At 56.4% G+C, this 26,037-nt stretch carries 22 protein-coding genes and 1 tRNA gene; 11 read left to right on the forward strand and 12 right to left on the reverse strand.

Going from position 1 to position 26,037, the window contains the following annotated elements:
• Window positions 1-2: 2 nt before the first annotated feature.
• The 4 genes from ygfZ to ribF are packed head-to-tail and all read left to right on the forward strand — an operon-like array spanning window position 3 to window position 3,475.
• Window positions 3-1,061, forward strand: a complete 1,059-nt coding sequence (gene ygfZ, locus IEW09_RS10435; RefSeq protein WP_188554071.1) for a CAF17-like 4Fe-4S cluster assembly/insertion protein YgfZ — start codon at window positions 3-5, stop codon at window positions 1,059-1,061.
• Window positions 1,062-1,064: 3 nt separating this feature from the next.
• Window positions 1,065-1,673 (forward strand): DUF1844 domain-containing protein, encoded by a 609-nt coding sequence (locus tag IEW09_RS10440; protein WP_188554072.1) that lies wholly within the window; start codon window positions 1,065-1,067, stop codon window positions 1,671-1,673.
• Between the two features lie 3 nt (window positions 1,674-1,676).
• Window positions 1,677-2,477, forward strand: a complete 801-nt coding sequence (locus IEW09_RS10445; RefSeq protein WP_188554073.1) for an MBL fold metallo-hydrolase — start codon at window positions 1,677-1,679, stop codon at window positions 2,475-2,477.
• A complete protein-coding gene (gene ribF / locus IEW09_RS10450; RefSeq protein WP_188554074.1) occupies window positions 2,477-3,475 on the forward strand; it encodes a riboflavin biosynthesis protein RibF in 999 nt (332 codons plus the stop codon). The genes IEW09_RS10445 and ribF overlap by 1 nt, the downstream gene beginning before the upstream one ends.
• Here the strand turns inward: ribF and IEW09_RS10455 are convergent.
• The 3 genes from IEW09_RS10455 to IEW09_RS10465 all read right to left on the reverse strand — a co-directional run bounded on the left by IEW09_RS10455 (window position 3,408) and on the right by IEW09_RS10465 (window position 7,408).
• On the reverse strand, window positions 3,408-5,912 hold the full coding sequence (locus IEW09_RS10455) for a penicillin-binding protein 1A (RefSeq protein WP_229739233.1): 2,505 nt from the start codon (window positions 5,910-5,912) through the stop codon (window positions 3,408-3,410). The genes ribF and IEW09_RS10455 overlap by 68 nt on opposite strands.
• 97 nt (window positions 5,913-6,009) lie before the next feature.
• On the reverse strand, window positions 6,010-7,221 hold the full coding sequence (locus IEW09_RS10460; RefSeq protein WP_188554075.1) for a S41 family peptidase: 1,212 nt from the start codon (window positions 7,219-7,221) through the stop codon (window positions 6,010-6,012).
• Window positions 7,222-7,331: 110 nt separating this feature from the next.
• Window positions 7,332-7,408: transfer RNA gene (locus IEW09_RS10465), tRNA-Met, on the reverse strand.
• Window positions 7,409-7,492: 84 nt separating this feature from the next.
• On the opposite strand from IEW09_RS10465, the gene kdsB reads away from it, so the two are divergent.
• Entirely contained in the window at window positions 7,493-8,242 is a 750-nt protein-coding gene (gene kdsB / locus IEW09_RS10470; RefSeq protein WP_188554419.1) for a 3-deoxy-manno-octulosonate cytidylyltransferase, read from the forward strand.
• 23 nt (window positions 8,243-8,265) lie between these two features.
• On the opposite strand, the gene IEW09_RS10475 is transcribed toward kdsB, so the two are convergent.
• The 6 genes from IEW09_RS10475 to IEW09_RS10500 form a co-directional block, all read right to left on the reverse strand.
• Window positions 8,266-10,485, reverse strand: a complete 2,220-nt coding sequence (locus IEW09_RS10475; RefSeq protein WP_188554076.1) for a GH92 family glycosyl hydrolase — start codon at window positions 10,483-10,485, stop codon at window positions 8,266-8,268.
• Between the two features lie 59 nt (window positions 10,486-10,544).
• The gene (locus tag IEW09_RS10480) at window positions 10,545-11,210 is read right to left on the reverse strand and encodes an HAD-IA family hydrolase (RefSeq protein ID WP_188554077.1); all 666 of its coding nucleotides are present in this window, start codon (window positions 11,208-11,210) and stop codon (window positions 10,545-10,547) included.
• Window positions 11,207-12,643: a phosphoglucomutase/phosphomannomutase family protein gene (locus IEW09_RS10485; RefSeq protein WP_188554078.1), complete on the reverse strand. Its 1,437-nt coding sequence runs from the start codon at window positions 12,641-12,643 to the stop codon at window positions 11,207-11,209. Before IEW09_RS10485 ends, IEW09_RS10480 begins: the two co-directional genes overlap by 4 nt.
• 17 nt (window positions 12,644-12,660) lie before the next feature.
• Window positions 12,661-13,821 (reverse strand): mannose-1-phosphate guanylyltransferase, encoded by a 1,161-nt coding sequence (locus tag IEW09_RS10490; protein WP_188554079.1) that lies wholly within the window; start codon window positions 13,819-13,821, stop codon window positions 12,661-12,663.
• Between the two features lie 62 nt (window positions 13,822-13,883).
• Window positions 13,884-15,077 (reverse strand): pyridoxal phosphate-dependent aminotransferase, encoded by a 1,194-nt coding sequence (locus IEW09_RS10495; protein WP_188554080.1) that lies wholly within the window; start codon window positions 15,075-15,077, stop codon window positions 13,884-13,886.
• Window positions 15,078-15,153: 76 nt separating this feature from the next.
• Window positions 15,154-16,605, reverse strand: coding sequence for a sensor histidine kinase (locus IEW09_RS10500; RefSeq protein WP_188554081.1), 1,452 nt, complete (start codon window positions 16,603-16,605; stop codon window positions 15,154-15,156).
• Window positions 16,606-16,673: 68 nt separating this feature from the next.
• Between IEW09_RS10500 and IEW09_RS10505 the strand changes: the two genes are divergently transcribed.
• The 6 genes from IEW09_RS10505 to kdpC all read left to right on the forward strand — a co-directional run bounded on the left by IEW09_RS10505 (window position 16,674) and on the right by kdpC (window position 23,487).
• On the forward strand, window positions 16,674-17,771 hold the full coding sequence (locus tag IEW09_RS10505) for a histidine kinase (protein WP_229739234.1): 1,098 nt from the start codon (window positions 16,674-16,676) through the stop codon (window positions 17,769-17,771).
• A complete protein-coding gene (locus tag IEW09_RS10510; protein ID WP_188554083.1) occupies window positions 17,768-18,484 on the forward strand; it encodes a response regulator transcription factor in 717 nt (238 codons plus the stop codon). The genes IEW09_RS10505 and IEW09_RS10510 overlap by 4 nt, the downstream gene beginning before the upstream one ends.
• 462 nt (window positions 18,485-18,946) lie before the next feature.
• Complete coding sequence (gene kdpF, locus IEW09_RS18875) at window positions 18,947-19,033, forward strand: K(+)-transporting ATPase subunit F (RefSeq protein ID WP_188554420.1); 87 nt, start codon at window positions 18,947-18,949, stop codon at window positions 19,031-19,033.
• A gap of 15 nt (window positions 19,034-19,048) precedes the next feature.
• Window positions 19,049-20,836 (forward strand): potassium-transporting ATPase subunit KdpA, encoded by a 1,788-nt coding sequence (gene kdpA, locus IEW09_RS10520; protein WP_188554084.1) that lies wholly within the window; start codon window positions 19,049-19,051, stop codon window positions 20,834-20,836.
• 21 nt (window positions 20,837-20,857) lie between these two features.
• Window positions 20,858-22,897 carry a potassium-transporting ATPase subunit KdpB gene (kdpB, locus tag IEW09_RS10525; RefSeq protein WP_188554085.1) on the forward strand — a complete coding sequence of 680 codons (2,040 nt, stop codon included), beginning with the start codon at window positions 20,858-20,860 and terminating at the stop codon, window positions 22,895-22,897.
• A gap of 11 nt (window positions 22,898-22,908) precedes the next feature.
• Entirely contained in the window at window positions 22,909-23,487 is a 579-nt protein-coding gene (gene kdpC / locus IEW09_RS10530) for a potassium-transporting ATPase subunit KdpC (RefSeq protein ID WP_188554086.1), read from the forward strand.
• Between the two features lie 46 nt (window positions 23,488-23,533).
• On the opposite strand, the gene IEW09_RS10535 is transcribed toward kdpC, so the two are convergent.
• The 3 genes from IEW09_RS10535 to recA all read right to left on the reverse strand — a co-directional run bounded on the left by IEW09_RS10535 (window position 23,534) and on the right by recA (window position 25,982).
• Window positions 23,534-24,148 (reverse strand): class I SAM-dependent methyltransferase, encoded by a 615-nt coding sequence (locus IEW09_RS10535; RefSeq protein ID WP_188554087.1) that lies wholly within the window; start codon window positions 24,146-24,148, stop codon window positions 23,534-23,536.
• A 17-nt stretch (window positions 24,149-24,165) separates the two neighbouring features.
• Window positions 24,166-24,660, reverse strand: a complete 495-nt coding sequence (gene coaD / locus IEW09_RS10540) for a pantetheine-phosphate adenylyltransferase (RefSeq protein ID WP_188554421.1) — start codon at window positions 24,658-24,660, stop codon at window positions 24,166-24,168.
• 251 nt (window positions 24,661-24,911) lie between these two features.
• A complete protein-coding gene (gene recA, locus IEW09_RS10545) occupies window positions 24,912-25,982 on the reverse strand; it encodes a recombinase RecA (protein WP_188554088.1) in 1,071 nt (356 codons plus the stop codon).
• Window positions 25,983-26,037: the final 55 nt, after the last annotated feature.

A 26,037-nucleotide genomic window follows, 5' to 3' on the forward strand; every position in this document is an offset into this window, starting at 1 on the left:
TGATGCCCCCCCTAACCAATCTCGAGATCAGTTCTTTGCAGACGCCGAACCCGGCCCAGCAACTCGCCGCCCTGCTTGATGGTGCGGGGCTGTCTCCGATCGATAACGTTGGCTGGATTCGAGTTACCGGCGAAGACCGCGTTCGCTGGCTCAACGGCATGGTCACGAATTCCATTCAGAACCTAAAGCCATCGAAAGGCTGCTACAACTTCCTGCTTAGTGTGCAGGGACGCATTCAGGGCGATGGCTACATCTTTGCCGAGCCCGATGCCCTTCTGCTCGAGACCGCCTCCGAGCAGGTTCCCAGCCTTATGTCGCTGCTCGACCGCTTCATCATCATGGATGACGTGGAGCTATCCGATAGCAGTGCAGACCAATCCGGGTTTTCGATCTCCGGCCCCAAGGCTGCAGCATTGCTGGAAGGCATCGGAATCTCTGCTGCATCTCTTGGCGAGCTTGAGTTACGGACTACGGTCTGGAACTCGGCCAAGGTCACTATCATTCACGCCTACAGCCCGCTCGTTCCCCGGTTTGAACTCTGGGCGGCGTCAGAGACCGCTGTAGTTCTGTCTCAGGCACTCCTCAGCGCCGGAGCCGTAACCTGCGATCAGCAGAGCCAGGAATGGCTGCGTTTGCTTGAAGGCACGCCGCGCTACGGAACCGATATACGCGACCGCGAGCTACCGCAGGAGACAGGGCAAACCCGCGCTCTTCACTTCTCCAAGGGTTGTTATCTTGGCCAGGAGATTGTGGAACGTATCCGCTCGCGCGGCAATGTACATCGCGCCTTCACCGCCTTTCGACTTGAGGGAGTTGTTCCCGCTTCGAACACCCTGCTGGAAGTGGAAGACAAGCAAGTCGGCGAACTGACCAGCGTCGCGGCAATTCCGTTGCCCACAGGTACGATTCAACTGGGCCTCGGGTATGTTCGCCGTGAGGCGCTGGAGCGTAATCTTCCGCTTCAATATCCTGGGGGGACTGCAATTCCTATCTCTCGTCCTTTCAATACTGTTGAAGCCTCTAAGTCCCCATCTGCATCTGAATCTTTTGAGAGAGTGTAGCCAATGTCCGAGCAGAACAAACCTTTCGTCGTCACCGACCGCCGCAAGTTCACCGCTGAGGGCGAACTTCGCCCCGATGCGCCGCCTTCAGAGGAGAGAGAGCGTCACGATCCCCCTGCCGCCGAAGCGCCGGTTGCTGCCGAGCCAACAGCTTCCACTCCTCCACAGGAAGCTGCACCCAAAGAAGAGCTGCCACCGCTTACAGAGGAGCAGATCAATCAGGCTCGCACTGCCTATCAGGCGACGGCAGACCGTCTCGATACCGCGATTCGCGCCACCAACCCCGGCATGGAGCATCCGCCGGCGATGAGCTTCGAGCAGATCGTCCATTCGGTTTATATGACAGCCATCATGCAGCTTGGCGGTGCGACACCCGAGGGGCAACAGCCGCAGGTCGATCTTATGGGAGCTCGCCAAAGCATCGATATGCTCAGCGTGCTGGCGGAGAAGACCAAGGGCAATCTCAATCCCGACGAGAGCCGCCTGCTGGAAAATGCACTCTTCGAGCTTCACATGGGCTTCCTCGAGATTACCCAGGCTCTGGCGCGTTCGGCAGCAGCAAAGGCACAAGGCTCCGGCCCGGCTCCCGGCCGGCCAAGCATCGTTCGCTAAACGATGGATGCGACCCTCACCTTTCTCGGCAGCGGCACATCGATGGGTGTGCCAACGCTGGGCTGCGACTGCGCTGTGTGCACCTCGGCCATGTCACCTACGGGTGATCCTCGCAACCGCCGCACAAGGCCATCCATTCGCCTTGCCTATAACGATCACACGGTCGTCATCGACACTGGCCCCGACTTTCACGCACAGGCTCTCCGCGAAGGGGTTCGGCGACTCGATGCCGTTCTCTACACCCACGGCCATGCCGATCATGTGATGGGGTTTGACGATCTGCGCCCGTTGAGCTTTCACGCCAAAGAGAACCTGCCAATCTACGCAGACGCCACAACCGCAAGCGATATCGAGCGCATCTTCGACTACACGTTTCGCAAAGAAGACCGCTACCCCACCAGCGCCCGCGTGGAGATGCATCGCATTGACTCTGCCCCAGGCGCAGGCTTCGACCTCTTTGGAGCGTGGTTCCAACGCATCCCGGTCACGCATGGAAGCCAACAGATCACGGGTTATCGTTTCGGCAGTGCAGCGTATCTCACCGACATGAGCGACATTCCCGCCGAGAGCGCCGCGCTGCTTCAGAACCTCGATGTTCTCATCCTCGATGCGTTGCGGCGCGATCCTCACTCCAGCCACTCGCACCTTGAAAAATCAATCGCCTTCGTTGAGCAGCTCAAACCACGCCGAGCCTTTTTCACTCACATGAGCCACGACCTCGACCACGCCGCGACGGAAGCAATCCTTCCCCCTCATATCCGTCTTGCCTATGACGGCCTTCAAATCAAGTTCGAGATTGCCTGATGAAGATCTATCGTCATCTCTCAGAGATTCCTGCGAACTTCGGACCCTCGGTTGCCACCATCGGTAACTTCGATGGCGTACATCGCGGGCATCGCGGAGTGATCTCAGAGGTAGTCGAGCGCGCTCGTGCCCTTGGAATCAGCTCGGTCGCCATTACATTCGATCCGCACCCAGGACGAATTCTCAGGCCACAGGCACACCAGCCATTAATTACTCCGCTAGTGCAGAAGATCGAGTTGCTCGCGACCACCGGGATCGATGCGCTGCTGGTATTGCCTTTCACCGGCGACTTCTCCCGAATGACCGCGCGTTCTTTTGCTATCGAAGTCTTGCAACGGAAACTTCACGTCACTGAACTGCACGAAGGAGAGAACTTTCGTCTCGGCTATCAGGCCGAAGCAGATGTCGACAGCCTTAAGCTGCTCGGGGAGGAATTAGGCTTCAGCCTGTGCATCTATACTTCGCGGATCATTCGCAGACAGGCAATCTCTTCGAGCCGTATTCGGCAACTTATTGCGCAGGGCAATGTCAGCCAGGCTCGCGCTCTGCTTGGACGCCCGTTTTCTATCACAACAACGCCGGCCTCGGGGCGAGGCTATGGCACTCGCTACACAGTTCCCACTATCAATATGGCGGCCTATCCTGAGCTGTTGCCAGCAAACGGCGTTTACATCACTTCGCTGACTGTCGGCGCCGGGACATCACAAGAGACATTTGATGCTGTCACAAACGTCGGTAATCGGCCCACGTTTGGCGCGGATTCGTTCGCCGTCGAATCTCATCTATTGAACTTTCATCCGATTGAATTGAACGAGTACATACCGTTGACGCTGACCTTTTTGCAACGGATTCGCGCCGAGATGCGCTTTCCTAACCCGGAGGCGCTACGCGAACAGATCGGCAAGGACGTGCTCAAAGCGCGACGCTACTTCACCTTGTGCCATTCGGTCTCGAAACCCAGAAGCTCTGGGGCTCCGACGACTGCTTTGCTCCGCTAGATCCGCTGGTCTTTTTAGCTGCGCTTCCCGGGGGCGGCGGCTTCGAGACCCAGAAGCTCTTAGGCTCGACAAACTTCGATGGGGCTGCAGCTTTTTTCGCGTCGGGTTTGTCTACAGATACCGCTTGCCCACCGGGGGTCTTCGGAACAACCGGCTTCGCAGGAGGTGCAGCCTCTCCCAACTGGCTACCCTGTACATTTAAGGTCTTCTTGGGCGCGCCACCGGTCGCAAACGCTTCATTCGGTTTGTCAGCAATCGCAGCCCGCATAAACTCCATCCATATCGGCAAGGCAGCGCGCGCGCCTGTCTCCTTGTCTCCCAGTGACTGCCGATTATCAAAGCCAATCCACGTGCCACACGTTACCGATGGAGAAAAGCCGATAAACCAGGCATCGGTATAGTTATTGGTCGTGCCTGTCTTTCCTCCCAGCGGATGATTCAATTGAGCCGCCGCGGTTGCCGTTCCTCCTCGAACGACTGTCTGCAGCAACTGCATCATCTCGCGCGCCGTCTCCACCGAGATGACCTCATTGATTTGTGGAGGTTTCTCATCGAGCGGCAGCCCGTTCGCCTGCGTCACCCTGCGAATATAGTGCGGCTCAATGCGGATGCCATCATTCGGAAATACGCTGTATGACCCTACCTGTTCAAATAACGTGATATCCGCCGCGCCAATCGCTACCGGTAGAAATGCAGGAATATCGCTGGTGACACCGAAACGGTGTGCGGTCTCGATGACCTTTCGGATTCCGTATTTGTACGCCAGCTTCAATGCGGGAATATTTCGCGACTCCGCAAAGGCGTTGGTCAATGTCATTGCCCCTACATAGTTTTTCTCATAGTTGTGTGGCGTGTAAGGCCCGCTCGGCGTCGGAAACGTAGTCGGGCCGTCCACGATGATATCTGTCGGTTTCGCGCCAGCTTCAAATGCCGTCGTATACACATACGGCTTGAAGGACGATCCAGCCTGGCGCTCTGCCTGGGTCGCTCGATTGAACTGTGACAACGCAAAGTCACGGCCACCCACCATGGCAACCACCTCACCGGTCGCATTATCCATCGCCATCAGCGAAGCCTGCGCGCCTGAGTCCTGCTGTAGCGAAGCACGCAGCGTACCGTCAGGACGGCTTCCTTCCACCTCGACATAGACGATGTCTCCGGTTCGCAAAAAGCTGTCACCGTCCACATTTTGCGTCCACGCCCAATCTTCCGGCCCCAATACGGCCTGCTGATTGCCCAGTTTCACGACGACCCGTTTCGCAGTAACCTGCGTCACGACTCCATGAACATAGCTTCCCTTGACAACTTCCTGTGTCCAATCAGGGCTCTTGTAGCTATCCAAGTCCATTCCTGAGAGCACCACATTCCGTAGATTGCCCTTCCATCCTTCGCGGCGCTCGTAGGATGCTGTGCCATCCAACACAGCCTTGTTTGCAACCTCTTGCAGCCCGAGGTCGAGCGTCGTATACACTCGCAGTCCCGCGCCGTGAACCTCTTCCACACCGTACTCTTTCTCCAGTTGCCGCCGCACTTCCTCCACAAAGTAGGGCGCCACACTGTTGGCGGGAGCTTCAAGATGTAACCCTAGCGGCGCATTCTTCGCTGCATCAGCCTGTGCCTGCGTAATCTTGCCATCCTGCAGCATTTCGCTAAGCACCAGATTGCGCCGCTTCAATGCGCGCTCCGGATACCGCACCGGCGAGTAATACTCCGGCCCCTTGGGCAATGCAGCCAGAAGCGCGGCCTCCGGCAAAGTCAGATCGCGTACGTGCTTGCTGAAGTAATACTCCGAGCCTGCCTCGAACCCATAAGTTCCTCGCCCCAGATAAATTTGATTCGCATAGAGCTCGAAGATCTGCTGCTTCGTGAACCGCCGCTCGATCTGCATAGAAAGAAATATCTCCTGCAGCTTGCGGCCATAGGTCTTTTCCGACGAGAGAAAGAGGTTCCTCGCCAGTTGCATAGTGATGGTCGATGCACCCTGCGCCCGCTGGTCTTCATGCAGATCGCGATAGGCCGCCTCTACCGCTCGCACCAAATTTACGCCCCAATTGCTCTCGAAGCTCTTGTCTTCAATGGAGATAATCGCCTCTCGCAGCATGGGAGGGAACTCCGCGTAGGGCACAACGACGCGGCGTTCCAGCGCAAAAGATCCAAAGACCCTGCCATGAACATCCAGCAGCTCAGTCGTTGTGCTGGGACGATACCGCGCAAGATCAGTCATTTGCGGCAGGTTGATGGAGTAGATCAACATCAGGCCGCACATGCCGCCAAAGACTGCGGATGCACCGAGCAACGCAAAAAACGTCATCCGGCGCGCGATCCGCCGGCTCGGATAGTCCGGCCCGTTCAGCGTAGCGCGCCGAATGACCCGCTGCCATGTCGGTTCAGTTTCGACCTCGGGGGGTCGAGGTCCACGGCTGAATAAACTCTGCACGACATCTTCACGATAGCACGGCCAGCCACGAAATCGTGGCTGGCCGTTATGTCGAAATCAAAGCCGTCAATACCCTTTCGGGAATCCTGCGAAAGATTTAGGCTGCCTTATTTTTCAACAGGTCAAGCGCCTTCGTCAGTTGATCATCCACAGTCACAGCAGGCTTCTGCGCAGGTTTGCTCTCAGAGGTCTCGTCCTCATCTTCGTCAGGGATGTTGGAGGCCACAAGTACCTCCGGCATAACTGCATCGTCCTGCAGCTTCTTGCCCGAAGGAGACTCGTACTTCGCAATGGTAAGAATTACCGCTCCGCCATCAGGAAGCTCGAACGTCTTCTGTTGCGCTCCTTCTCCAAAGGTCCTCTCGCCGACCAGTTCGGCGCGCTTGTTGTCATTCAGCGCAGCGGCCACCAGCTCTGCCGGTCCTGCCGTTCCACGATTGACCAGAACCACAACAGGCGCCGTCGCGTTGATGGTCTTCGACGGATCGACGGAGAACGTCTGCTTCTCAACCTTCTGTCCTTCCAGTGATGCAATCGTTCCGCTTGGCAGCAGGAAGTTCGCAAGCCGCATCGCATCAGGCATATCGCCGGCAGCAACATCGCGCAGGTCAAGTAGGATCTTCTTGTTCCCGGCCTTCTGCATGCCTTTCAGCTTTTGTTCCACCTGCAGCACATGCTCGTGGTCCAGAACGTCGGGCTTCAGGTAAAGGATCGACGAATTCTCATACATCGTCTCGGTAACAGGCGGATAATCCACCACCGTCCTTGTCATGGTCAACTTGTCCGGAGCAGCCTTGCGTGGCCGCACGACCGAGATCGTCAGCTCGCTTCCAGGATCGCCTTCGAGCATCTTGCGAATCATGACCAGCGAGAGATCTCGTGTGTCCTCTGCTCCGATCGCTTCGATAATGTCGCCGTCATTCAGATTGGCCTTGTCCGCCGGGCTGCCGGGAACCACGGATACAACGGTCGCGTAGCCAAACCGCTTCGAAACATTGATGCCGACCTGCGCTTTGCCGTCCTTGTCGGTCTTGTACTGTTTGTACTCCTCCGGCGTCAGGTAGCTTGAGTCCGTATCCAGCGACTCCAACAGGCCGCGCAGGGCGCCGTTGGTCACTTTGTTGATATTAGGATCAACAACATAGTCCGTCTGGATATGCCGCAACACTTCACTGTAAACATTGATCTGGTTGTATGCGCCGTCCTGCTCCGATGCCGCACTTACGCCGCTCGAGTTGACTCCCAAAAAGACGGTCAGTACCAGAACAACCGAGATGACGAGCAGCAATATCTTTGAAATCTTAGGCATAAGGCGAAACAATCTCCACGGACATCGGCGAATCAGGGATTAGACGTGTCCCACTACCGAAATGATACTCTCGTACGAAGATTGCGCGATACGGGTTGGGAATACAACATTGGTGGCGGTGGACAGAATCGAACTGTCGACCTACGGGTTATGAGTCCGTCGCTCTAACCATCTGAGCTACACCGCCCTGAATGTGTATTAGCTGTACCAGCAGGAACATCGCGCGACGAGCAGTTTCAGGAGAACCGTCGCGGCACAGCCAGTTCCAATCATACTTGATTCGCGCCCACTCGAAAAGCAGGCGCCCATCGTCCTTGGCGTCATTCCCGCACGGCTGGCTTCAACCCGCCTGCCCCGAAAGGTCCTGCGCACCATTGCCGGTAAACCTATGCTGGCGTGGGTGTACGAGGCGGCCAAAGCCTGTCCCCAGCTCAACGATGTTCTCATCGCAACCGATTCAGCCGAAGTCGCAGAGCTTTGCGAGCGCAGTGGCTGGGCTTTTCAGATGACATCACCCAAGCTGGCCAGCGGCACTGACCGCGTTCACGCCGTCTCCCAGCTCGTCCACGCCGATATTTATGTCAACATCCAGGGTGACGAGCCTCTGCTGAAGCCGCAGCACCTTACGGCACTCCTCAGCCCGTTTGGTCGCCCTCATGTCGAGGTCTCAACCCTCAAAGTCCTCTGCACCGCAGAAAATATTGGCAATCCCAACGCAGTCAAGGTCGTTACCGCAATGGATGGCCGTGCACTGTACTTCTCTCGCGCCACAATTCCCTACGACCGCGATCAGACCAATCCGCAATACTGGAAGCACATCGGCCTCTACGGGTATCGCAAGGCTGCTCTCAAGCGCTTCCCTACGCTTCCCGCAAGCACACTTGAGCAGACCGAGCGGCTCGAGCAGCTCCGCTTTCTCGAGAATGGCATCAGCCTCTATGTCGAGCCCACGGAGTATGACACCGTCGGCGTCGACACCGAGGACGATCTTCTACGAGTAGACGCCATCCTTCGCAGCTAATCTCCCCCGGCTTAACCGCCGGGTTACTGAATGGCCTTGGCGCGCCACTCAGCGGCCCAATGCGAAGGCTTGGGACCCATTACAAAGTGGAGCGTCGAACCGGCCATAATGTCCTCGTATCGGATCACAGGATTCGAGAGCGGTTTGCCGTTCAGCGTTGCCGACTGAATGTACACATTGGCACTGGAGTTGTTGTCCGCAATTACCGTAAAGCGCTTTCCATTCGCCAGCCGAAGACTCATCCTGCTGAACAACGGGCTACCTATCATGTAGTCTCCGGACGCCGGGTTCACAGGATAGAGACCAAGCGCAGTGAACAGGTACCACGCCGACATCTGTCCGCAGTCATCGTCACCATCAAGCCCCACAGGCTGGCCTGCATACTCGGCCGCTGCAATCTCACGAACCTTTGCCTGCGTCTTCCAGGGCTCTCCGCTGAAGTCGTAGAGGTAGCCATAGTGATGGCTCGGCTCGTTGTTATGAACATTATGGCCTCCGGCAAAGTGCTGATCGAGCTTGGCGTTATAGGCACTCGCTCCGCCCATCAGATTCAGAATGCCGGCCTCGTCATGCAGAGGAGCCCACGTGTATACCCAGGCATTGCCTTCGGTCCACCCAGCGTCCTCACTGGCCCACTTCCCGTCCGAAGTCTTGCCTCGCATAAGGCCGTCGGCTGGATTGTACAAATTGCGGTAGTTCAGCGAGCGATGCAGGAAGAATTCATAGTCCTTCTCCTTGCCCAGCGCCTTGGCAACCTGCGCTACGCACCAGTCATCGTAGCTGTCTTCCAGCGTGCTCGATGCGGCTTCCGCAGTTTTATCGGTGGGAATATAGCCGAGCTCCTTATAGTAGGTGAGACCAGCGCGTGCTTCATAAGGAGTATGCGGCTCGCGGTCGGCCCATCGACGCGTCGTGTCGCCATCGGGCGGCGTCATGGCATCCTTGTAGACAGCCTTCCATGCCAACTCACGATCGAAGCCGTGAAAGCCTTTGCGAAAGGCCTCGGCTACCAACGAATCGGCGTGCGTGGCGATCATGATGTTCGTGTAGCCGGGATTCGGCCACTTCGGCATCCAGCCGCCCTCGCGATAGTCCTGCAGCAACGCAGTGATCATGCCGTCGACTCGCTCCGGAGCAAGCAGCGTCAGCATGCTGTTCTCCGCGCGGAACGTATCCCATATCGAGTAAGACGTATACGATTCGCCGTTATGGATGGTGTCATCGAATGCACTGTAGTAGCGTCCATATTCGGAGAAGACTCGCGGATACAGCAGCGCATGATAGGCAGCGGTATAGACCGTTCGGCGCGCTTCGTCCGAGGCTCCCTGCACTTCAATCCGGTCAAGCTTTGCGTTCCACGTCTGCCGTAGCGCTAACCGAACCTTCTCGAAGTTCCACTCCGGAATTTCTTCCTTCAGATTTGCCCTGGCCTGATCCACGCTGATGAAGGAGGTGCCAACTCGAACTTCAACTGTGAGCTTTCCTTTAGACGGGGCAAACGACGCATACGCTCCGCGAGCATGACCAGCCTGTGCATCATCCATCCCATAAGTGTCGGCCTTTTGAAAGGCCTGACGGAACTGCACCACAAAATATCCCTTGAAGTTCTTAAGCGCAGCCGGCCCAAGATGCGCGTCCATTCGGTCAGGGTTATAGCCTGTAATCTCGTGGCTGGCTTCATCCACGCTCACATACCCTGCATGCCCAGGCCTTGAGGCCTCAATCAGGATTCGCCCGGCCGTATCCGCCGGAAAGGTGAAGCGCATATAGCCGCAACGCTCGGTCGCCGTCATCTCTGAGAAAATCTGTTTGCCATCTCCGGCATCGAGCACTACTGAATAGAAATCCGGATGCGAAACTTCATGCGCATGATTGAAGGGCAGCTTCCGTTCTTCGGGCGTGGTCTTTACATCGCCGATCTCCGGCATCAACGTGACGTAGCCGTAATCGCCCATCCAGATCGCAGGCTGGTGAGTTCCCATAAATCCAGAAACAGTCTTGTCGTCGTAGTTGTATGAGACCACGCTGATCTTGTTCTGACGCGTCTGCGGCGTCCAGTCCGTCATGCCAAAGGGCGGAGTGACAAAGGGCATCGTCCCGCCATAGCCGATCTTGCCTTTGGCAGTACCGATCAGCGGATTGACCCAGTCAATCGACTCCGCAGGTGACGCAGCCAGCATGGATGCGGTTGAGCCAAGGATTACAAGCGACGCCAGAACACGAAGAATAGATGGACGATGCATAGAACCAAATTTATATCGAAATCGATCTGCTTCGCTTGTTCGAAGAATTTATTTCGGCTTCAGTTTGCAGGTCTGAAGCAAAAATCCATACTGTCGGCGTGCACTGTCACAGCTACACCCTCAAGAGACTCCGCAACCCACTCAGCCCGCCGCAACTCCTTCAGCGAGTGCGTTCCAAGCACTCCAAGAACGCGGCATCCTGCGGCGATACCAGCCCCCACTCCCGACGGCGCATCTTCCACCACAACGCAATCCTCCGGACGAAATCCCAGCAGTTCGGCACCACGCCGATACGGCTCGGGATCGGGCTTGCCCCGCTCCACCATATCTCCGCTGATAATTCGTGTCGGAATCGGCAATCCTGCCGCCTGCAATCGCCCCAGCATCAATCGCCGTGTAGCCGAGGTGACAATCGCCCACCTCTCGGTCGGAAGGCTCTCCAGCAGCTTCTTCACGCCGGGAAGCACCTTAAGATCGGCCATGTCATCGATCTCCATGTCCTCGATCACGCGCAATCCTTCTTGCGGATCGATGTCCGGACGCAGCGACTTCACGATGTCGATAGCGCGTACACCATGCGGCACAGTGTAGGTCTCTGCATTCGGCACGTTATAAATCTCTGCCCACCGCCGCCAGCAACGCACCACCGAACCAATGGAGCTGATCAAAACTCCATCCATATCGAACAACAGGCCTTTTGCCTCAACACAAATCTGCTCGCTCAAACAGCGCTCCCCTGCAACACAAACTTCTGCGCCGCCTCAAGTACCTTGTTGACCAATTCAACCGAACAGCTCTCGCAATACACGCGCAGTAGCGGCTCCGTACCCGATGCACGCAACAACAACCACGTCTCTGCGGCATTCGGCTTACCTGCACAATCCTTGTTATCGAGAAAGAACTTAATGCCGTCCATCGTCTCGACGCGAAGCACCTTCATGCCTGCGATCTCCGTCACTCCAGCCTTCGCGCGTGCAATTGCCGACTGCTTGATGGACTCATCGATATGCATATCCACGCGGCCATACTGGTGTTCTCCGAACTCTTCCTGCAAAGCAGCGACGAGTTCTCCAAGCGTCTTCTTCTCGTCGGCCATTACATTGGCCAGCAGCAGAGAGTTCAGCATTCCGTCCCGCTCCGGCAGGTGCCGGCTAATGCCTACGCCTCCTGATTCCTCGCCGCCGATCAGGATTTCCTTGTCGAGCATCAATTCACAGACATATTTAAAGCCGATGCCATGCTCGTGCAACCGCCGTCCGTACTTCGCAGCGATGCGATCGATCATCTTGGTCGTGTTGAAAGCGCGTGTTACATCGCCCGGCCATTTCTTCCGCTCCAGCAGCCACTTCAACAATACCGAAAAGATCTTGTGGGCATCGACGACATTTCCATGCTCATCCACAGCACCGATACGGTCCGCATCACCATCCGTAATCAAGCCGGCATCACAGTGTTCCGCTACCACCGCCGCCTGCGTCTCTCGGATATTCGGAAGGATAGGCTCGGGGTTGATCCCCGGAAACGCCGGATTCACTTCACTGCGAATCTCCACAAACGGAATCTGCGCCTGCGTAAAGATGCCCGCAAGCACACCGCGCCCAGCACCATACATTACATCGATCAGGAACCGATAGCCCGACGCGCGAATTGCATCGAGGTTCACGAATCGCGCAATGGCCGCGATGTAGTCCGTGTTGAAGTCCACCTCTTCAATAGCTGCTTCAGTCTCGACCTTTACCAGCGGCTTATCCAGATAACTTTCAATCGATGTCATGATGGACGGCAAGCCCGATCCGCCATAGCTCGCCTTATACTTCACGCCATTCCACTCGGCAGGATTATGGCTCGACGTAATCATCACGCCACCCGCCGCCTTACGCTCGCGCACGGCATAAGAGAGCGCAGGCGTCGGCGTAATCTCCGCCGCCAGAGCCATGGGAATTCCAGCACCTGCCAGAACCTCCGCAACCACCTTTGCGAAGGAACGAGAGCCGAACCGCGTGTCATAAGCAATGCAAACCCCGGCCGCACTCTCTTCATGGGCCAGTACATAGTTCGCAATCGCCGCCGCTGCCACACGCACATTGGCATAGGTAAAGTCATCGGCAATAATGCCGCGCCAGCCATCCGTTCCAAACTTCACCACTGTCTCTGCCATCACTCTCGCCGTCTCTGCTAAATTAGGTCTTCCCGTCCAGCTTTTTTCAACTCTGCAACCACTTTGCCAACATCCTGCGATCGGTCGCGTGTCGTAATCAGCAACGCATCTTTCGTCTGTACCACGACAAGATTATTCACTCCAACCAGTGCAATCACCTTGCCCGGCGCATAGACATAGTTGCCGTTCGAATCGATGGAGACATTCAGCGGATCAGTCTCGTCGAACACATTCGCAAAGGCCAGCTTCTCGGGCGAGCAATCCGCCATATTTTCATGCAGCGTCGCCCAGCATCCAAGATCGTTCCATTCAAAATCGCCCGGCAAGCAGTAAATCTCCGCTCCCGCTTCGCCCTTCCGCGATCTCGGCTCCAGCACGGCATAGTCGATGCTGATGTTCTCGCACTGAGGATAGAGCTCGGCAAACACACTCTCAAATTTGTCCGTGCCATATGCTGTCGCGATCTTTTCAAGGAGCGGCACCATCGCAGGGCAATACTCTCGAATTGCTCCGGCCAGCGTCCGTGCACTCCACAGAAATATTCCGCTGTTCCAGGCATAATTGCCCGTCGCCACAAACTGTTCAGCGTGTGCTTTGTCCGGCTTCTCGGTAAACCGCTTTACCCTGCGAGCTTCGATCCCACCAGCAAGCTTGGTTGCATCATCGGCAACGGCACCTTGCTCGATATAACCATAGCCCGTCTCAGCACGCGTCGGCGGCACACCGAGAACTACAATCTTGTCACCGCTTGCCGCCAGCGCCGCACCTGCACGAATCACCTGCGCGAAACGCGGACTGTCTTTCACCACCTGATCCGATGGAAACACGCCGATGACCGTGTCAGGCTCGGTCTTCTCCAGCAAAAATGCAGCCAGAGCACATGCAGGAGCCGTATTTCTCGCAGCAGGTTCGCTCAGAATGTGCTCTCGTGGAACCTCGGGCAACTGCTCCGCAATCACATCGTGAAGAAGCTCGTTGGTAATGACCCAGACCTTGGCAGCATCGGCCACAGGGCTCAAACGCTGCACCGTCTGTTGAATCATGGTCTCGTCGCCATCGAGAGCCAGCACCTGCTTCGCCCTCGATTTTCGGCTCCGCGGCCAAAAGCGGGTTCCACTGCCGCCTGCAAGAATCACTGGAGCGAACTGCAACTCCGATTGACTAACTTCTTTAGACATACAGCTCCGTCTCAAAGGAAAGACCGCACATTATCAGTGCGGCCTTTCCTTCTATTCAATATTTAGCTCAACGATGCAAAATACTCTCGCATCCGTTTCACGCCTTCATCAATGACATCGTGCGAAACCGCATAAGACAAACGAATGTGCGCGTCGGTGCCAAACGCCTCACCAGGAACCACAACAACGTGCGCTTCGCTGAGAAGCTTTGCGGCAAGATCAGAAGCCGATTGAATACCGCCCTTGCCGATAAAGTTCTTCACGTTGGGATAAACATAAAACGCTCCCTGAGGCACCGTACACGTCAATCCGGGAATCGTCTTAAAGCCTTCGAGCACCTGATCGCGCAGCTTGATGTAGTCCGCACGCATCTCCTGTACGCATTGCTGCGAGCCGCTAACGGCCGCAATGGAAGCACGCTGCACCATGCTCGCAGTATTGGATGTGCTCTGCGACTGCAGCTTGCTCATCGCTGCAATGACAGGCTTCGGGCCAAGTGCAAAGCCAGCGCGCCAACCGGTCATCGCATAGGTCTTCGAGAGCGATCCTAAAACCACAACATGCTCTTTGCAATCGGTGAACGATCCGCCGCTCACAATCTCGCCGGTAAAGTTCAGGTAGACATAGCACTCGTCCAACAAAACATAGATGTCATTCTTATGCGCCAGCCGAACAATCGCTTCGAGATCTTCCGGCGATACCACCGCACCTGAAGGGTTCGAAGGCGTATTCAAAATAATCGCCTTCGTCTTCGGTGTAATCGCATCCTCGATCATCTTGGCCGTGACGCGAAAGTTCTCCGCCTCATCGGTCTCAACAAAGACGACCTTGCCGCCCGCATATTGAATGATGTCTTTAAAGGAGACCCAGTAAGGCACAGGCAGAATGACTTCATCCCCATGATCGACGAGCGCCTGAACCGCATTGAACAGGGCCAGCTTGCCGCCGGTCGTGAACACGCACTCGTCAGGCGCATAATTCGAGCCAAAATCAGCGGCGTGACGATCTACGATCGCCTTTCGAACCTCAGGAATGCCGGCAACATTCGTATAGCGGGTAAAGTTTTTCTCGATCGCATCAATAGCCGCGTCCTTGATGTGCCGCGGCGTCGCAAAGTGCGGTTCTCCCGCGCCAAAATCCGCTAGATTGACACCCTCGGACTTCAATTTGAGCGCCGCTGCCGTAATCGCCATTGTCGCAGAGACTTCGATGCGGTCAATCCGATCCGCGAATATCTTCGTTGCCGTTAAGCTCATACCTCTAGTTTGTCAGATTTACCTTGCAAGATAAAGTATTCCCCGCATTTTGCCGCATTTCGGCCTCAGCACCGGTCTAAAAATCGTCGACGCTGATCGGTAAATAGAACGAAAAAACCGATCCCTGCGACGGCTGACTTGTAACTTCAATCGAGCCCCCATGAGCCTCCACAATCGCCTTTGCGATGGCCAGCCCCATCCCCGTCCCCTGCACACGATAGCGTTGCCCCTGTCCCCGGTAAAACTTGTCGAAGACCATCATGCGCTCAAAATCATCAATCCCTGCACCGCGATCCGCAATGCTGGTCATAAGCTGATTCTTCGATATCTCAGCACTGATAAAGATAGGACTGCCCTCCGCAGAATACTTCGCTGCATTTTCAAGCAGGTGCTGAATGACCTTGGCAATCCGCTCCAGGTCCATCTCTACCTTGGGAAGCGAATCCGGCAACCGAATATCGACGGCGTGCGTTCGAAGCTGGGGTTGTATCGCCTGTAACGCGAGATCCACGGCCTCTCGTATCGAATGCATCTGCATATCCAGCTTGATGTCGTGTGCATCCAGCGCAGCCATCTCCATCGCCTGACCGACCAACCGGTTCAGCCGCTCGGCCTCCTCTTCAATGACCTGCATCATCTCTCCGCGCTGCTCCTGGTCAAGCAGCGCATTGGAACGCAGCGTCGTAATCGCAGCTGTAATCGAGGTCAGCGGCGTCCGCAACTCGTGCGCCACGGCGTCCAGCAGCGCATTTCGCAGCCGCTCGCTCTCGCGCGAAGCTTCAACTCGAGTAAGCGTCTCCATAGCCCCGGCACGTTCAATCGCAATAGCAGCAAGGCCGCAAACTGCGTCTAAAGCCTGCGGCGATGGCCCAGCGCCAGTGATCCCCACCGATCCGATCGGCTGCGTCCCCAGTAAAATCGGCGCCAGGGTCACTCCACGCGCATCATCCACCCGATGATCGCGTGTGAAGGCCGTATCCCGAAGTTCCGCCGCGGTTACGTCCATGTAATTCGGATGCGACCTGTAGACTCGGTCCTTCTCGCGAAGATATACCGCAGCGCCCGCAAGGTTGAAGGTCGCTGCAATCATCTGCGGCAGCATGTTCAGCAGGTCGATCACGTTGCCGGTCACCAGCATCTGCTGACTGAACTCATAGAGCCTCTCCGCCTCCAATTGACGAAAGCGCGACATCTTCGCCTCGCGTCGCGCACGCTCCGCCAATTGGCTGGCGACGATCCCGGTCAGCAGAAACGCGAAGAGCGCAACCCAATTACGCGAGTCGCCAATCGTAAATGCACCGATTGGTGGCAAGAAGAAGAAATTCAGCACAGCCGATGACAGGATCGAAAGATAGACCGCATGGCGAAGTCCCCAATTTGCGGCTACGAGTAAGATGACCATGAGAAAGGTCAACGCCACGGTCATCTCGTTTGCGTGCACCCATCGGAAGTACACGGCTACAATGGCAGCAATCACTGCGGTTGAGATGCTGTAACGCAGCGCTCTAGTGATAATCGATCGTCGCACTCCCATATGTTAGACCTATGACCACTCGCGAGCCATCAAGCAGTAACACAAAGAGCCCGGAAGAATGGTTGGAAAAGATTGCGCCCGAAAAGACCCGCGGCACCTTCAAACTCTTTCTCGGTTACGCACCCGGCGTTGGCAAAACTTATAACATGCTCAGCGAAGCGATTCGCCGCCGCCAGCGTGGTGAAGATATCGTCGTCGGCGTCGTGGAAACTCACGGACGCCCCCGCACCGCCGAGCTTGCGGCTCAACTTGAGCAGGTTCCTCGAAAAAAGATCGAGTATCGTGGGGTTGTCTTCGAGGAGATGGATCTCGATGGAGTTCTCGCTCGCAAGCCGCAGATTGCCCTCATCGACGAGTTAGCCCACACCAATATCGAAGGCAGCAAACACCGCAAGCGTTACGAAGATGTCCTCGATATTCTGGCAGCAAATATCGATGTGCTCGCCACAATGAACGTCCAACACATCGAGAGCGTTGCACCCACAGTACAGAGCGTCACCGGCATCCAGATTCGCGAGACCGTCCCCGACTGGCTTGTTCAGCGCGCCGATGAGATCGTCATGGCCGATCTCACCCCCGAGGCCCTGCAAACCAGGATGCGACGCGGCGATATTTACGGAGTCGACCGCGCCGAAAAGGCCCTCGCCAACTTCTTCCGCCGTGGCAACCTCATCGCCCTTCGCGAACTGGCGCTGCAACATGTCACCAAAGCCGTAGACCGCACCCTCACAGCCTATATGGATGCAAAACGCATCCAGGAACACTGGGCCGTTCGAGAGCGAGTGGCCGTCTGCATCAGCTCCAACAGCGCCTCTCAGATACTGATTACCCGCGGCGCAAGGATCGCCGAAGGCGTCGGCGGCGAACTCTTCGTCCTTCACATCGACACGGGCAGCAGCGACGAAGAACAGAGCACGCTCGCCACCAACATGCAGTTCGCTCGCAACCTCGGTGCACAGGTAACCACCATCAAGGGCACAAGCGTCGCACATGCAGCGGCAGAGTTCGTCCGCGAAAAACGCATTACCCATATCATTTTCGGCAGAACCGCAGTCAGCGGCTTTCGCAAGTATCTTTACTACTGGGCAATTCAGCACTTCCTCTCAGAGGCACCAAACGTGGACGTCCACATCGTTACACAGCATCGGGAGCGTGAATGAAGTCGATCGAACCAGGCCAGCAGGCAAAGATACTCATCGTAGACGATGAGCCGCAAATTATCAGAGTGCTCCGCACGGCACTCTCCACGCAGGGTTACGCTGTGCGTATCGCAGGCAATGGCGTTGAGGGCGCGGACATCGCTCTTGAGTGGAAGCCGGACCTTGTCATCACCGATGTTTCTATGCCGGAGATGAATGGGATAGAGCTCTGCCGCGAGCTTCGCGCCAGATCCGATGTAGCGATCATCGTCCTCTCGGTCCGCAATAACGAGCGCATGAAGATCGAAGCCCTCGATGCAGGTGCCGACGATTATGTGACCAAGCCCTTCAGCATTCAAGAGCTGCAGGCTCGTGTTCGCGCCCAGCTCAGGCGTAACCTAAACGAAACCCGTGAAGTGCAGACCATCATCAGCCTTGGTGATTTTCGCATCGACATCCCGCAACATCGCGTCGCCGTCCGCGATAGCGACATTCATCTCACACCAAAGCAGTTCGATCTTCTTGTCTACTTTGCACAACATGCGGGAAAGGTGCTGACGCATCGCGCTCTCCTGCAGGCCGTATGGGGCGCCAACGCCGACCAGCCGGAGTATCTGCGCGTTAGTATTGGCCAATTGCGAAAGAAAATCGAGACAACCGAGGAACCACGGTACATCCTTACCGAACCCTGGGTTGGCTATCGCTTTCGCCCAACCGGTAGCGACGACCTCTAGTCGCCTTTACGAATTCTTTATAAGTTCGCTACGGACTCTTTACGACAAACTCGATGAAATAGCTCTGGGGCATCAGTCATAGGCCCCAGGAGCTTTTATGCTGAGCGTCTTGTGTGGCGTGGCTGTTTACATCGTGACATTTGCTCTCTTGACGTTCTGCTACCGCCGCCTGAAAGCGCGTCTGGACGCTAAAAGAGGTTACTCCTCAGAGCGCGAGCAAAAGGAAAAGTCCAGGTTCAATTCAAAGGAATTCTGCTTCCTCCTGTTATGTGTCGCACTTGCATTCGGGCGGGCGGCAGCACGTTTGTAGAAGTGTCATAGGTCGCTCAATGCGGCATGCAGTACAGAAAGGAATTACCCATGTGGGATCTCGGATGCATTGCAATTAGCGTAGCTTTCTTTGCCATCGCCATACTCTACATCTTCGGTTGCGGACGTCTCGACTTCACGGAGCGTAAATAAATGCTTGAAACGATCACACTCTCTCTCGTCACTCTCGCTCTCTTCGTCTATCTCGTCTATGCGCTTCTGCGCCCCGAAAAATTTTAAAAGGGAAGTGCTTCAATGACCGCTAACGGCTGGCTACAAATATTTTTCTTCTTTGCTATCGTCCTCGTCTGTGCGAAGCCTCTCGGCGTCTATATGGCCCGGGTCTTTGGACGCGAACGCACCTTTGCAGATCCGATCTTCCGCCCCATCGAGCGTCTCATCTATCGTCTTACAGGCGTCGACGAAACGCACGAGATGGGCTGGAAAGAGTACGGCATCGTCATGCTTCTTTTCAGCCTGGTGACGCTGCTGGTCACCTACGCAGTTGAGCGCCTGCAGCATATGCTTCCGCTGAACCCTCAACACTTCTCCGCAGTAGCACCCGATCTCGCTTTCAATACCGCGGTCTCTTTCACAACGAATACCAACTGGCAGTCCTACGTCCCTGAAGTAACGATGAGTTACCTCACCCAGATGGCGACCTTGGCTTACCATAACTTTTTCTCAGGGGCTGTCGGCATTGCACTGGCGATTGCCTTTATTCGTGGCATCTCACGTCGCGAGTCGAAGTCGCTTGGAAACTTCTGGGTCGACATGACGCGCGCATCGCTATGGGTGCTTCTGCCTGCTAGCTTCATCTTGGCAATCCTTCTGGTCTCTCAAGGCGTCGTCCAGAACTTTCGACCTTACGATCAGGCAAAGCTAGTCCAGACGCAGACTGTAACCGCCACAGGCACAGATGGAAAGCCGACCACGACAACAGTGACAACGCAGAATATCGCACAAGGTCCAGTCGCATCGCAGGAAGCCATCAAGATGCTTGGCACCAATGGCGGCGGTTTCTTCAACACCAACAGCGCTCATCCGTTTGAGAACCCCACGCCCTTCTCAAACTTGCTCGAGATGCTCGCGATCTTTCTCATCCCTGCCGGACTGACCGTCACTCTGGGCAGAATGGTCCGGTCTCCCGCGCACGGATGGGCCGTATTCGCAGCGATGTCTGTGCTGTTTTTTGCTGGCGTTGCCGTTGCCTACCATGCTGAGGCAGCGCCGAATCCGTTGCTGCACACCGCAACTATGCATATTGACCAGCACACAACAGCAATGCAGCCCGGCGGCAATATGGAAGGCAAGGAGGTCCGGTTCGGCATTGCAAACTCCGCTCTCTTCGCCACGGTCACTACCGATGCCAGTTGCGGAGCTGTCAATGCCATGCACGACTCCTTCATGCCTCTCGGCGGTCTCGTCCCTCTGGTGAACATCATGCTTGGCGAGATCATCTTCGGAGGTGTTGGATCGGGCATGTATGGCATGTTGATCTTCGTCATCCTCGCCGTCTTTATTGCAGGTCTCATGGTAGGACGCACTCCGGAGTACCTCGGCAAAAAGATCGAATCCTTCGACGTCAAGATGGCCATGCTGTATGTACTTATCTTCCCGCTCTCTATTCTCGGATTTACAGCCGTGGCTCTGATGATGCCGAACCTCGGACTCTCCGCGCTCGCCAACACTGGCCCGCACGGTCTCTCCGAGATCTTGTATGCCTATACCTCTGCCACCGGAAACAACGGCTCTGCATTCGCTGGCCTTAGCGCGAACACGCACTGGTACAACTTTTCTCTGGGCATGGCCATGCTGATCGGCCGGTTCCTGATGATCGTCCCAATGCTGGCTGTCGCAGGAAATCTCGCGAAGAAGAAACTGGTGCCACCATCTGCCGGAACGTTTCCGGTGCATACACCTCTCTTCACCGTCCTTCTGGTGGGAGTCATCCTGATTGTCGGCGCCCTTACCTTCTTCCCGGCACTCTCACTCGGACCTCTCCTCGAGCACTTGCTCCTGCAAGTCGGAAAAACCTTCTAAGCGAGAAAGAAAGAGATCACCATGGCAAATACACGTAAACGCTCTCTATGGGATATAAAAATCGTTCGTCGCGCTTTGATTGATGCAATCGTCAAGCTCAATCCGCGAACCATGATGAAGAATCCCGTCATGTTCGTGGTCGAGATCGGCAGCGTTATTACATCGATCTATCTCTTCCGCGACATTGCCGCTCACCATCACACCCTGAGCTTCGATCTGCAGATCACTCTCTGGCTGTGGTTCACAGTGCTCTTCGCCAACTTTGCCGAAGCAATGGCGGAAGGCCGCGGCAAAGCCCAGGCCGATGCTCTGCGCCGCGCCAAATCAGAGACCACGGCGATGCGCCTTCTGCCAAACGGTAAGAGCGAAGAGATTGCCAGTTCGCAGCTTCGCGCGGGTGACCTCGTCTTCATCGTCGCTGGCGGTATGATCCCCGGCGATGGTGAAGTCATCGAAGGCGTTGCCTCCGTTGACGAGTCCGCCATCACCGGAGAATCTGCTCCCGTCATCCGCGAGGCTGGTGGCGACCGCTCTGCCGTCACCGGCGGCACGCGCGTCCTCTCCGATCAGATCAAAGTCCGCATCACCTCCAACCCTGGAGAAACTTTCCTCGATCGCATGATCGCTCTCGTCGAAGGCGCCGAGCGTCAGAAGACACCCAACGAGATCGCGCTCAACATTCTTCTTGCCGGTCTTACGATCATCTTCCTGCTCGCAGTCTTCACACTACAACCCATCGCGATCTACTCCAGCGCGCCACAGACTGTCTTTGTCCTCATCTCGCTGCTTGTCTGCCTTATTCCAACGACAATCGGCGGCCTGCTCTCTGCCATCGGCATCGCAGGCATGGACCGCCTCGTTCAACACAACGTTCTTGCCATGTCCGGCCGCGCCGTAGAGGCAGCAGGCGACGTCAACACCTTGCTGCTCGACAAGACCGGAACCATCACGCTGGGTAACCGCCAGGCCGCAGAATTCATTCCCGCACCCGGCGTCAGCAAAGATCAGCTCGCAGACGCAGCACAGCTCTCCTCGCTTCCAGATGAAACCCCGGAAGGCCGTTCCATCGTCGTCCTCGCCAAAGAGCTCTATGGCCTGCGCGGCCGCGAGTTCAGCGATTTGCAGGCAGAGTTTGTTCCCTTCTCTGCGGTCACCCGCATGTCAGGCATCAACCTCGATGGACGCATCATTCGCAAGGGTTCCACCGACGCGATTGCAGCCTTCGTCAAGGAAAACGGCGGCACACTGCCGGACGAAGTCCGGGCAACCGTCGAAGTGGTCGCTCGCAGCGGAGGCACACCGCTCGTCGTCGCGGAAAACCGTCAAGCCCTCGGCGTTATCCACCTGAAGGACATCGTCAAAGGCGGCATGAAGGAGCGCTTCACCCAGCTTCGCTCCATGGGTATCCGCACCGTCATGATCACCGGCGACAACCCTCTCACGGCAGCTGCCATCGCGCGAGAGGCAGGCGTCGACGACTTTCTCGCCGAAGCGAAGCCGAAAGACAAGATGGACCTCATTCGCCGCGAACAGGCAGAAGGCAAGCTCGTCGCCATGACCGGAGACGGCACCAACGACGCGCCCGCACTGGCTCAAGCAGACGTGGGCGTCGCCATGAACACCGGAACACAAGCCGCCAAAGAAGCAGGCAACATGGTCGATCTCGACTCCAACCCGACCAAGCTCATCGAGATCGTAGAGATCGGCAAGCAGCTACTCATGACGCGTGGAGCACTTACAACCTTCTCCATCGCCAACGACGTCGCCAAGTACTTCGCCATTATTCCGGCGATGTTCGCCGCGACCTTCCCTGTGCTCAGCGCGCTCAACATCATGCACCTCAAGACGCCGCAGTCGGCCATCCTCTCAGCTGTCATCTTCAACGCGATCATCATCATCGGCCTCATTCCGCTCGCACTGCGCGGCGTAGGCTACAAAGCCATGTCGGCTGAGGCACTTCTCCGCCGCAACCTGATCATCTATGGAATCGGCGGCATCATCGCTCCGTTCCTTGGCATCAAGCTCATCGACATCATCATCACCGCCATTCACCTGGCTTAGAAGAGGTTTCTATGCGTCGCAATCTAATTATCGCGATTCTCTATACCGTCGTAACTACCATCATCTTTGGCGTGATCTATCCATACGCCGTAACCGGTGTCTCGCAGCTCTTCTTCAAAGACAAGGCAAACGGTCAACTCATCTACCGCGACGGTCAGCTTGTCGGCTCTCGCATCATCGGGCAGCCCTTCTCCGCTCCCGGCTACTTCCACTCTCGCCCCTCGGCCGCCGGCAACGGTTACGATGCAGCTAACTCCAGCGGCTCAAACTATGCTCCCACCAACAAAAAGCTGATCGATCGCATCACCGGTGATGCCGCGACGGCGCAAACGGATCATCCCGGGGCCGAGATTCCCGTCGATCTCGTCACCGCATCCGGTTCAGGCCTAGATTCTGACATCACCCCCGCTGCCGCCGAGTTTCAGGTAGACCGCGTCGCCCGCGAACGTCGCCTCGACGCGAGCACCGTGCGGCAGCTCGTCGCAAAGCATACTCTCGGACGGCAGTTCGGCTTTCTCGGCGAGCCACGCGTCAACGTTCTCGAGCTCAACCTCGATCTCGACACAATGGCGCCTATCGCAACGAAATAACAACATGAAATATTAAGCATGCGTAATTCGCACACATCACAGCGAATTACGCATGCTTACGTAGCACCCAGGTAGTCATGCAGCGAACGCCCTGCACCACCGTCGTCTTCAACGGGTCCACCAGTTCCGCCCCGAGCTCTTTCGTAAGCTGCATCAACAACGCCTCGTCCGCCAGATACCACTCCATCCCACTCGGCATCAGGAAGCGCCGACCGGCTATCGGCTGAATCAAGTGGTTGTGTTCAAGTCCAATAGTTGAAGACAAACGGCAGAAGAACAACCCTCCGGGCCGCAGCCTGCGCCACATCGCATGCAGCATCGCCTCGAAATGATCGTCATTGCGCGCAAAGTGCATCACCGCGTTCGAGATGACCACATCGACAAACTCATCAGGGAACGACATTCCCTCAACCGTCTCCACACGAAAATTTTCCTGCGGAAGATTCGGCGCAAGCCTCGACGCCACCGATCTCAGATGATCTACCGCTTCGGCGCTCGCATCCGCGGCAAACACCTCGTAGCCTTCGCGCAAAAGGTAGACCAGGTTGCGGCCGCCGCCACAGCCAGCATCGAGCACCTTCATTCCAGGCGCGATGTTCCCTCGCAGCAACTGATCGAAAACATAGATATCAATGCTGCCAAACTGCTCTACCAGATTCATCCTTGCCCCTTCATCGGCTAATCCCTCGCAGGAACCTTCGCCTTCAACCGCTCCACCACCATCGGGGGTACAAGCGCCGTGACGTCGCCTCCCAGCTGAAAGACCCCCTTGATCAGCCGTGAGCTGACATAGGTGTACTTCTCGGCCGGCATCATAAACAGCGTCTCCAGCTCAGGGTCGAGCTTGCGGTTCATCATCGCCATCTGAAACTCATACTCGTAGTCGGAGATAGCGCGAATCCCCCTCAGCACGGCCTTGGCTCCCTGCTGCCGCGCAAAGTCCACCAGGAGGCCATCGAAGGTCATCACCGAGACATTCTTGAAACCCGCGACCGCTTCGGTAATCATCTCTTCGCGCTCGGGAACGGTAAACAGCGGCGTGCCCTTCTCCGAGTTGCGCAGGATCGCTACGACCAGATGGTCCACAATCTTCGCTCCACGCGCAATCAGGTCAAGGTGCCCATTCGTGAGCGGATCAAACGTTCCGGGGTAAATCGCCTTTACGGTGTGCATCACATTTCAAAGCATACGTTGCCTTCGTCTTTCAGGCCAACCAGCTCCGGCACAAAAAATAGGTCAGCAACCAATTAAAATGAAGCAGAAGATAAGCACGTCATCTCGACCGAAGGCGCGCTTTTGCGCCGTAGCGGAGAGATCCCTGTATTTCGCCGTTGCTGTTGCCTGGTATTCACGTCACCCAACAGCCCCAAAAGATATCGGCAGCCCAAAGGCTGCCGATATCTTTCCCGCAAAATTCACACCACCTATTTTTTGCCGCGAACAATATCCTTCGCTTGAGCCTCGCCATTCGCCGGGGCCGCAGGAACATCCACATCAGAGCTGGCACCGGCAATCCCCAGCTTCTGCCGCAGTTCCGCATCCACGCGCCCAAAGACTTCCTTGTTCTCCTTCAGGAAGTTGCGAACATTCTCACGACCCTGCCCGATGCGTTCGCCCTGATAGCTGTACCACGCGCCGCTCTTGTCGACGATGTTGTGCAGCACTGCCAGGTCGAGCACGTCGCCCTCGCGCGAGATGCCTTCGCCATACAGAATGTCGAACTCGGCATCGCGGAAGGGTGCGGCCACCTTGTTCTTGACTACTTTAACCTTGGTCCGCGAGCCAACCACGCTGTCGCCGTCCTTCACTGCACCGATGCGGCGGATATCGATACGGACCGAAGAGTAAAACTTCAACGCCTTACCGCCCGTCGTCGTCTCAGGGTTGCCAAACATCACGCCGATCTTGTCGCGAATCTGGTTAATAAAAATTAGACAAGTTCTGGATTTGGAAACCGTTCCCGTAAGCTTTCGCAGCGCCTGGCTCATCAGCCGTGCCTGCAGGCCCATGTGCGAGTCGCCCATCTCGCCGTCGAGTTCGGCCTTTGGCACCAGCGCCGCCACCGAGTCGACTACCAGCACGTCAATCGCATTGCTGCGCACCAATGCCTCCACAATCTCCAGCGCCTGCTCGCCGTAGTCGGGCTGGCTGACCAGCAGGTTGTCGATGTCCACACCCAGCTTGCCCGCATAAGCAGGGTCAAGCGCATGCTCGGCGTCGACAAACGCCGCCAGACCGCCCGCCTTCTGCGCCTCTGCAATAATTTGCAGCGTAATCGTCGTCTTACCCGAAGACTCCGGCCCAAAGATCTCGATGACGCGCCCGCGCGGCACGCCGCCTACCCCCAATGCAGCGTCAAAGGAGATCGATCCGGTAGAGATGACCGAGATCGGCACAACATCCTTCGATCCCAGCCGCATGATCGAGCCCTTGCCAAACTGCTTTTCCAGCCCCGAAAGGGCCAACTCTATTGCCTTGCTGCGGTCATCTGCCACGTAATTCTCCTCGGGTAAAGTTCAAGCCGGATTCTAGCATCTAAATTAGAAAAAG

Source organism: Edaphobacter dinghuensis (assembly GCF_014640335.1).
GTDB lineage: Bacteria > Acidobacteriota > Terriglobia > Terriglobales > Acidobacteriaceae > Edaphobacter > Edaphobacter dinghuensis.

Excerpts from the sequence above, each read along its gene's own strand:
- ygfZ (WP_188554071.1), top strand. The coding sequence starts at position 3 with ATGCCCCCCCTAACCAATCTCGAGATCAGTTCTTTGCAGACGCCGAAC.
- IEW09_RS10440 (WP_188554072.1), top strand. The coding sequence starts at position 1,065 with ATGTCCGAGCAGAACAAACCTTTCGTCGTCACCGACCGCCGCAAGTTC.
- IEW09_RS10445 (WP_188554073.1), top strand. The coding sequence starts at position 1,677 with ATGGATGCGACCCTCACCTTTCTCGGCAGCGGCACATCGATGGGTGTG.
- ribF (WP_188554074.1), top strand. The coding sequence starts at position 2,477 with ATGAAGATCTATCGTCATCTCTCAGAGATTCCTGCGAACTTCGGACCC.
- IEW09_RS10460 (WP_188554075.1), bottom strand. The coding sequence starts at position 7,221 with ATGCCTAAGATTTCAAAGATATTGCTGCTCGTCATCTCGGTTGTTCTG.
- IEW09_RS10475 (WP_188554076.1), bottom strand. The coding sequence starts at position 10,485 with ATGCATCGTCCATCTATTCTTCGTGTTCTGGCGTCGCTTGTAATCCTT.
- IEW09_RS10485 (WP_188554078.1), bottom strand. The coding sequence starts at position 12,643 with ATGGCAGAGACAGTGGTGAAGTTTGGAACGGATGGCTGGCGCGGCATT.
- IEW09_RS10490 (WP_188554079.1), bottom strand. The coding sequence starts at position 13,821 with ATGTCTAAAGAAGTTAGTCAATCGGAGTTGCAGTTCGCTCCAGTGATT.
- IEW09_RS10495 (WP_188554080.1), bottom strand. The coding sequence starts at position 15,077 with ATGAGCTTAACGGCAACGAAGATATTCGCGGATCGGATTGACCGCATC.
- IEW09_RS10510 (WP_188554083.1), top strand. The coding sequence starts at position 17,768 with ATGAAGTCGATCGAACCAGGCCAGCAGGCAAAGATACTCATCGTAGAC.
- kdpF (WP_188554420.1), top strand. The coding sequence starts at position 18,947 with ATGCTTGAAACGATCACACTCTCTCTCGTCACTCTCGCTCTCTTCGTC.
- kdpA (WP_188554084.1), top strand. The coding sequence starts at position 19,049 with ATGACCGCTAACGGCTGGCTACAAATATTTTTCTTCTTTGCTATCGTC.
- kdpB (WP_188554085.1), top strand. The coding sequence starts at position 20,858 with ATGGCAAATACACGTAAACGCTCTCTATGGGATATAAAAATCGTTCGT.
- kdpC (WP_188554086.1), top strand. The coding sequence starts at position 22,909 with ATGCGTCGCAATCTAATTATCGCGATTCTCTATACCGTCGTAACTACC.
- IEW09_RS10535 (WP_188554087.1), bottom strand. The coding sequence starts at position 24,148 with ATGAATCTGGTAGAGCAGTTTGGCAGCATTGATATCTATGTTTTCGAT.
- coaD (WP_188554421.1), bottom strand. The coding sequence starts at position 24,660 with ATGCACACCGTAAAGGCGATTTACCCCGGAACGTTTGATCCGCTCACG.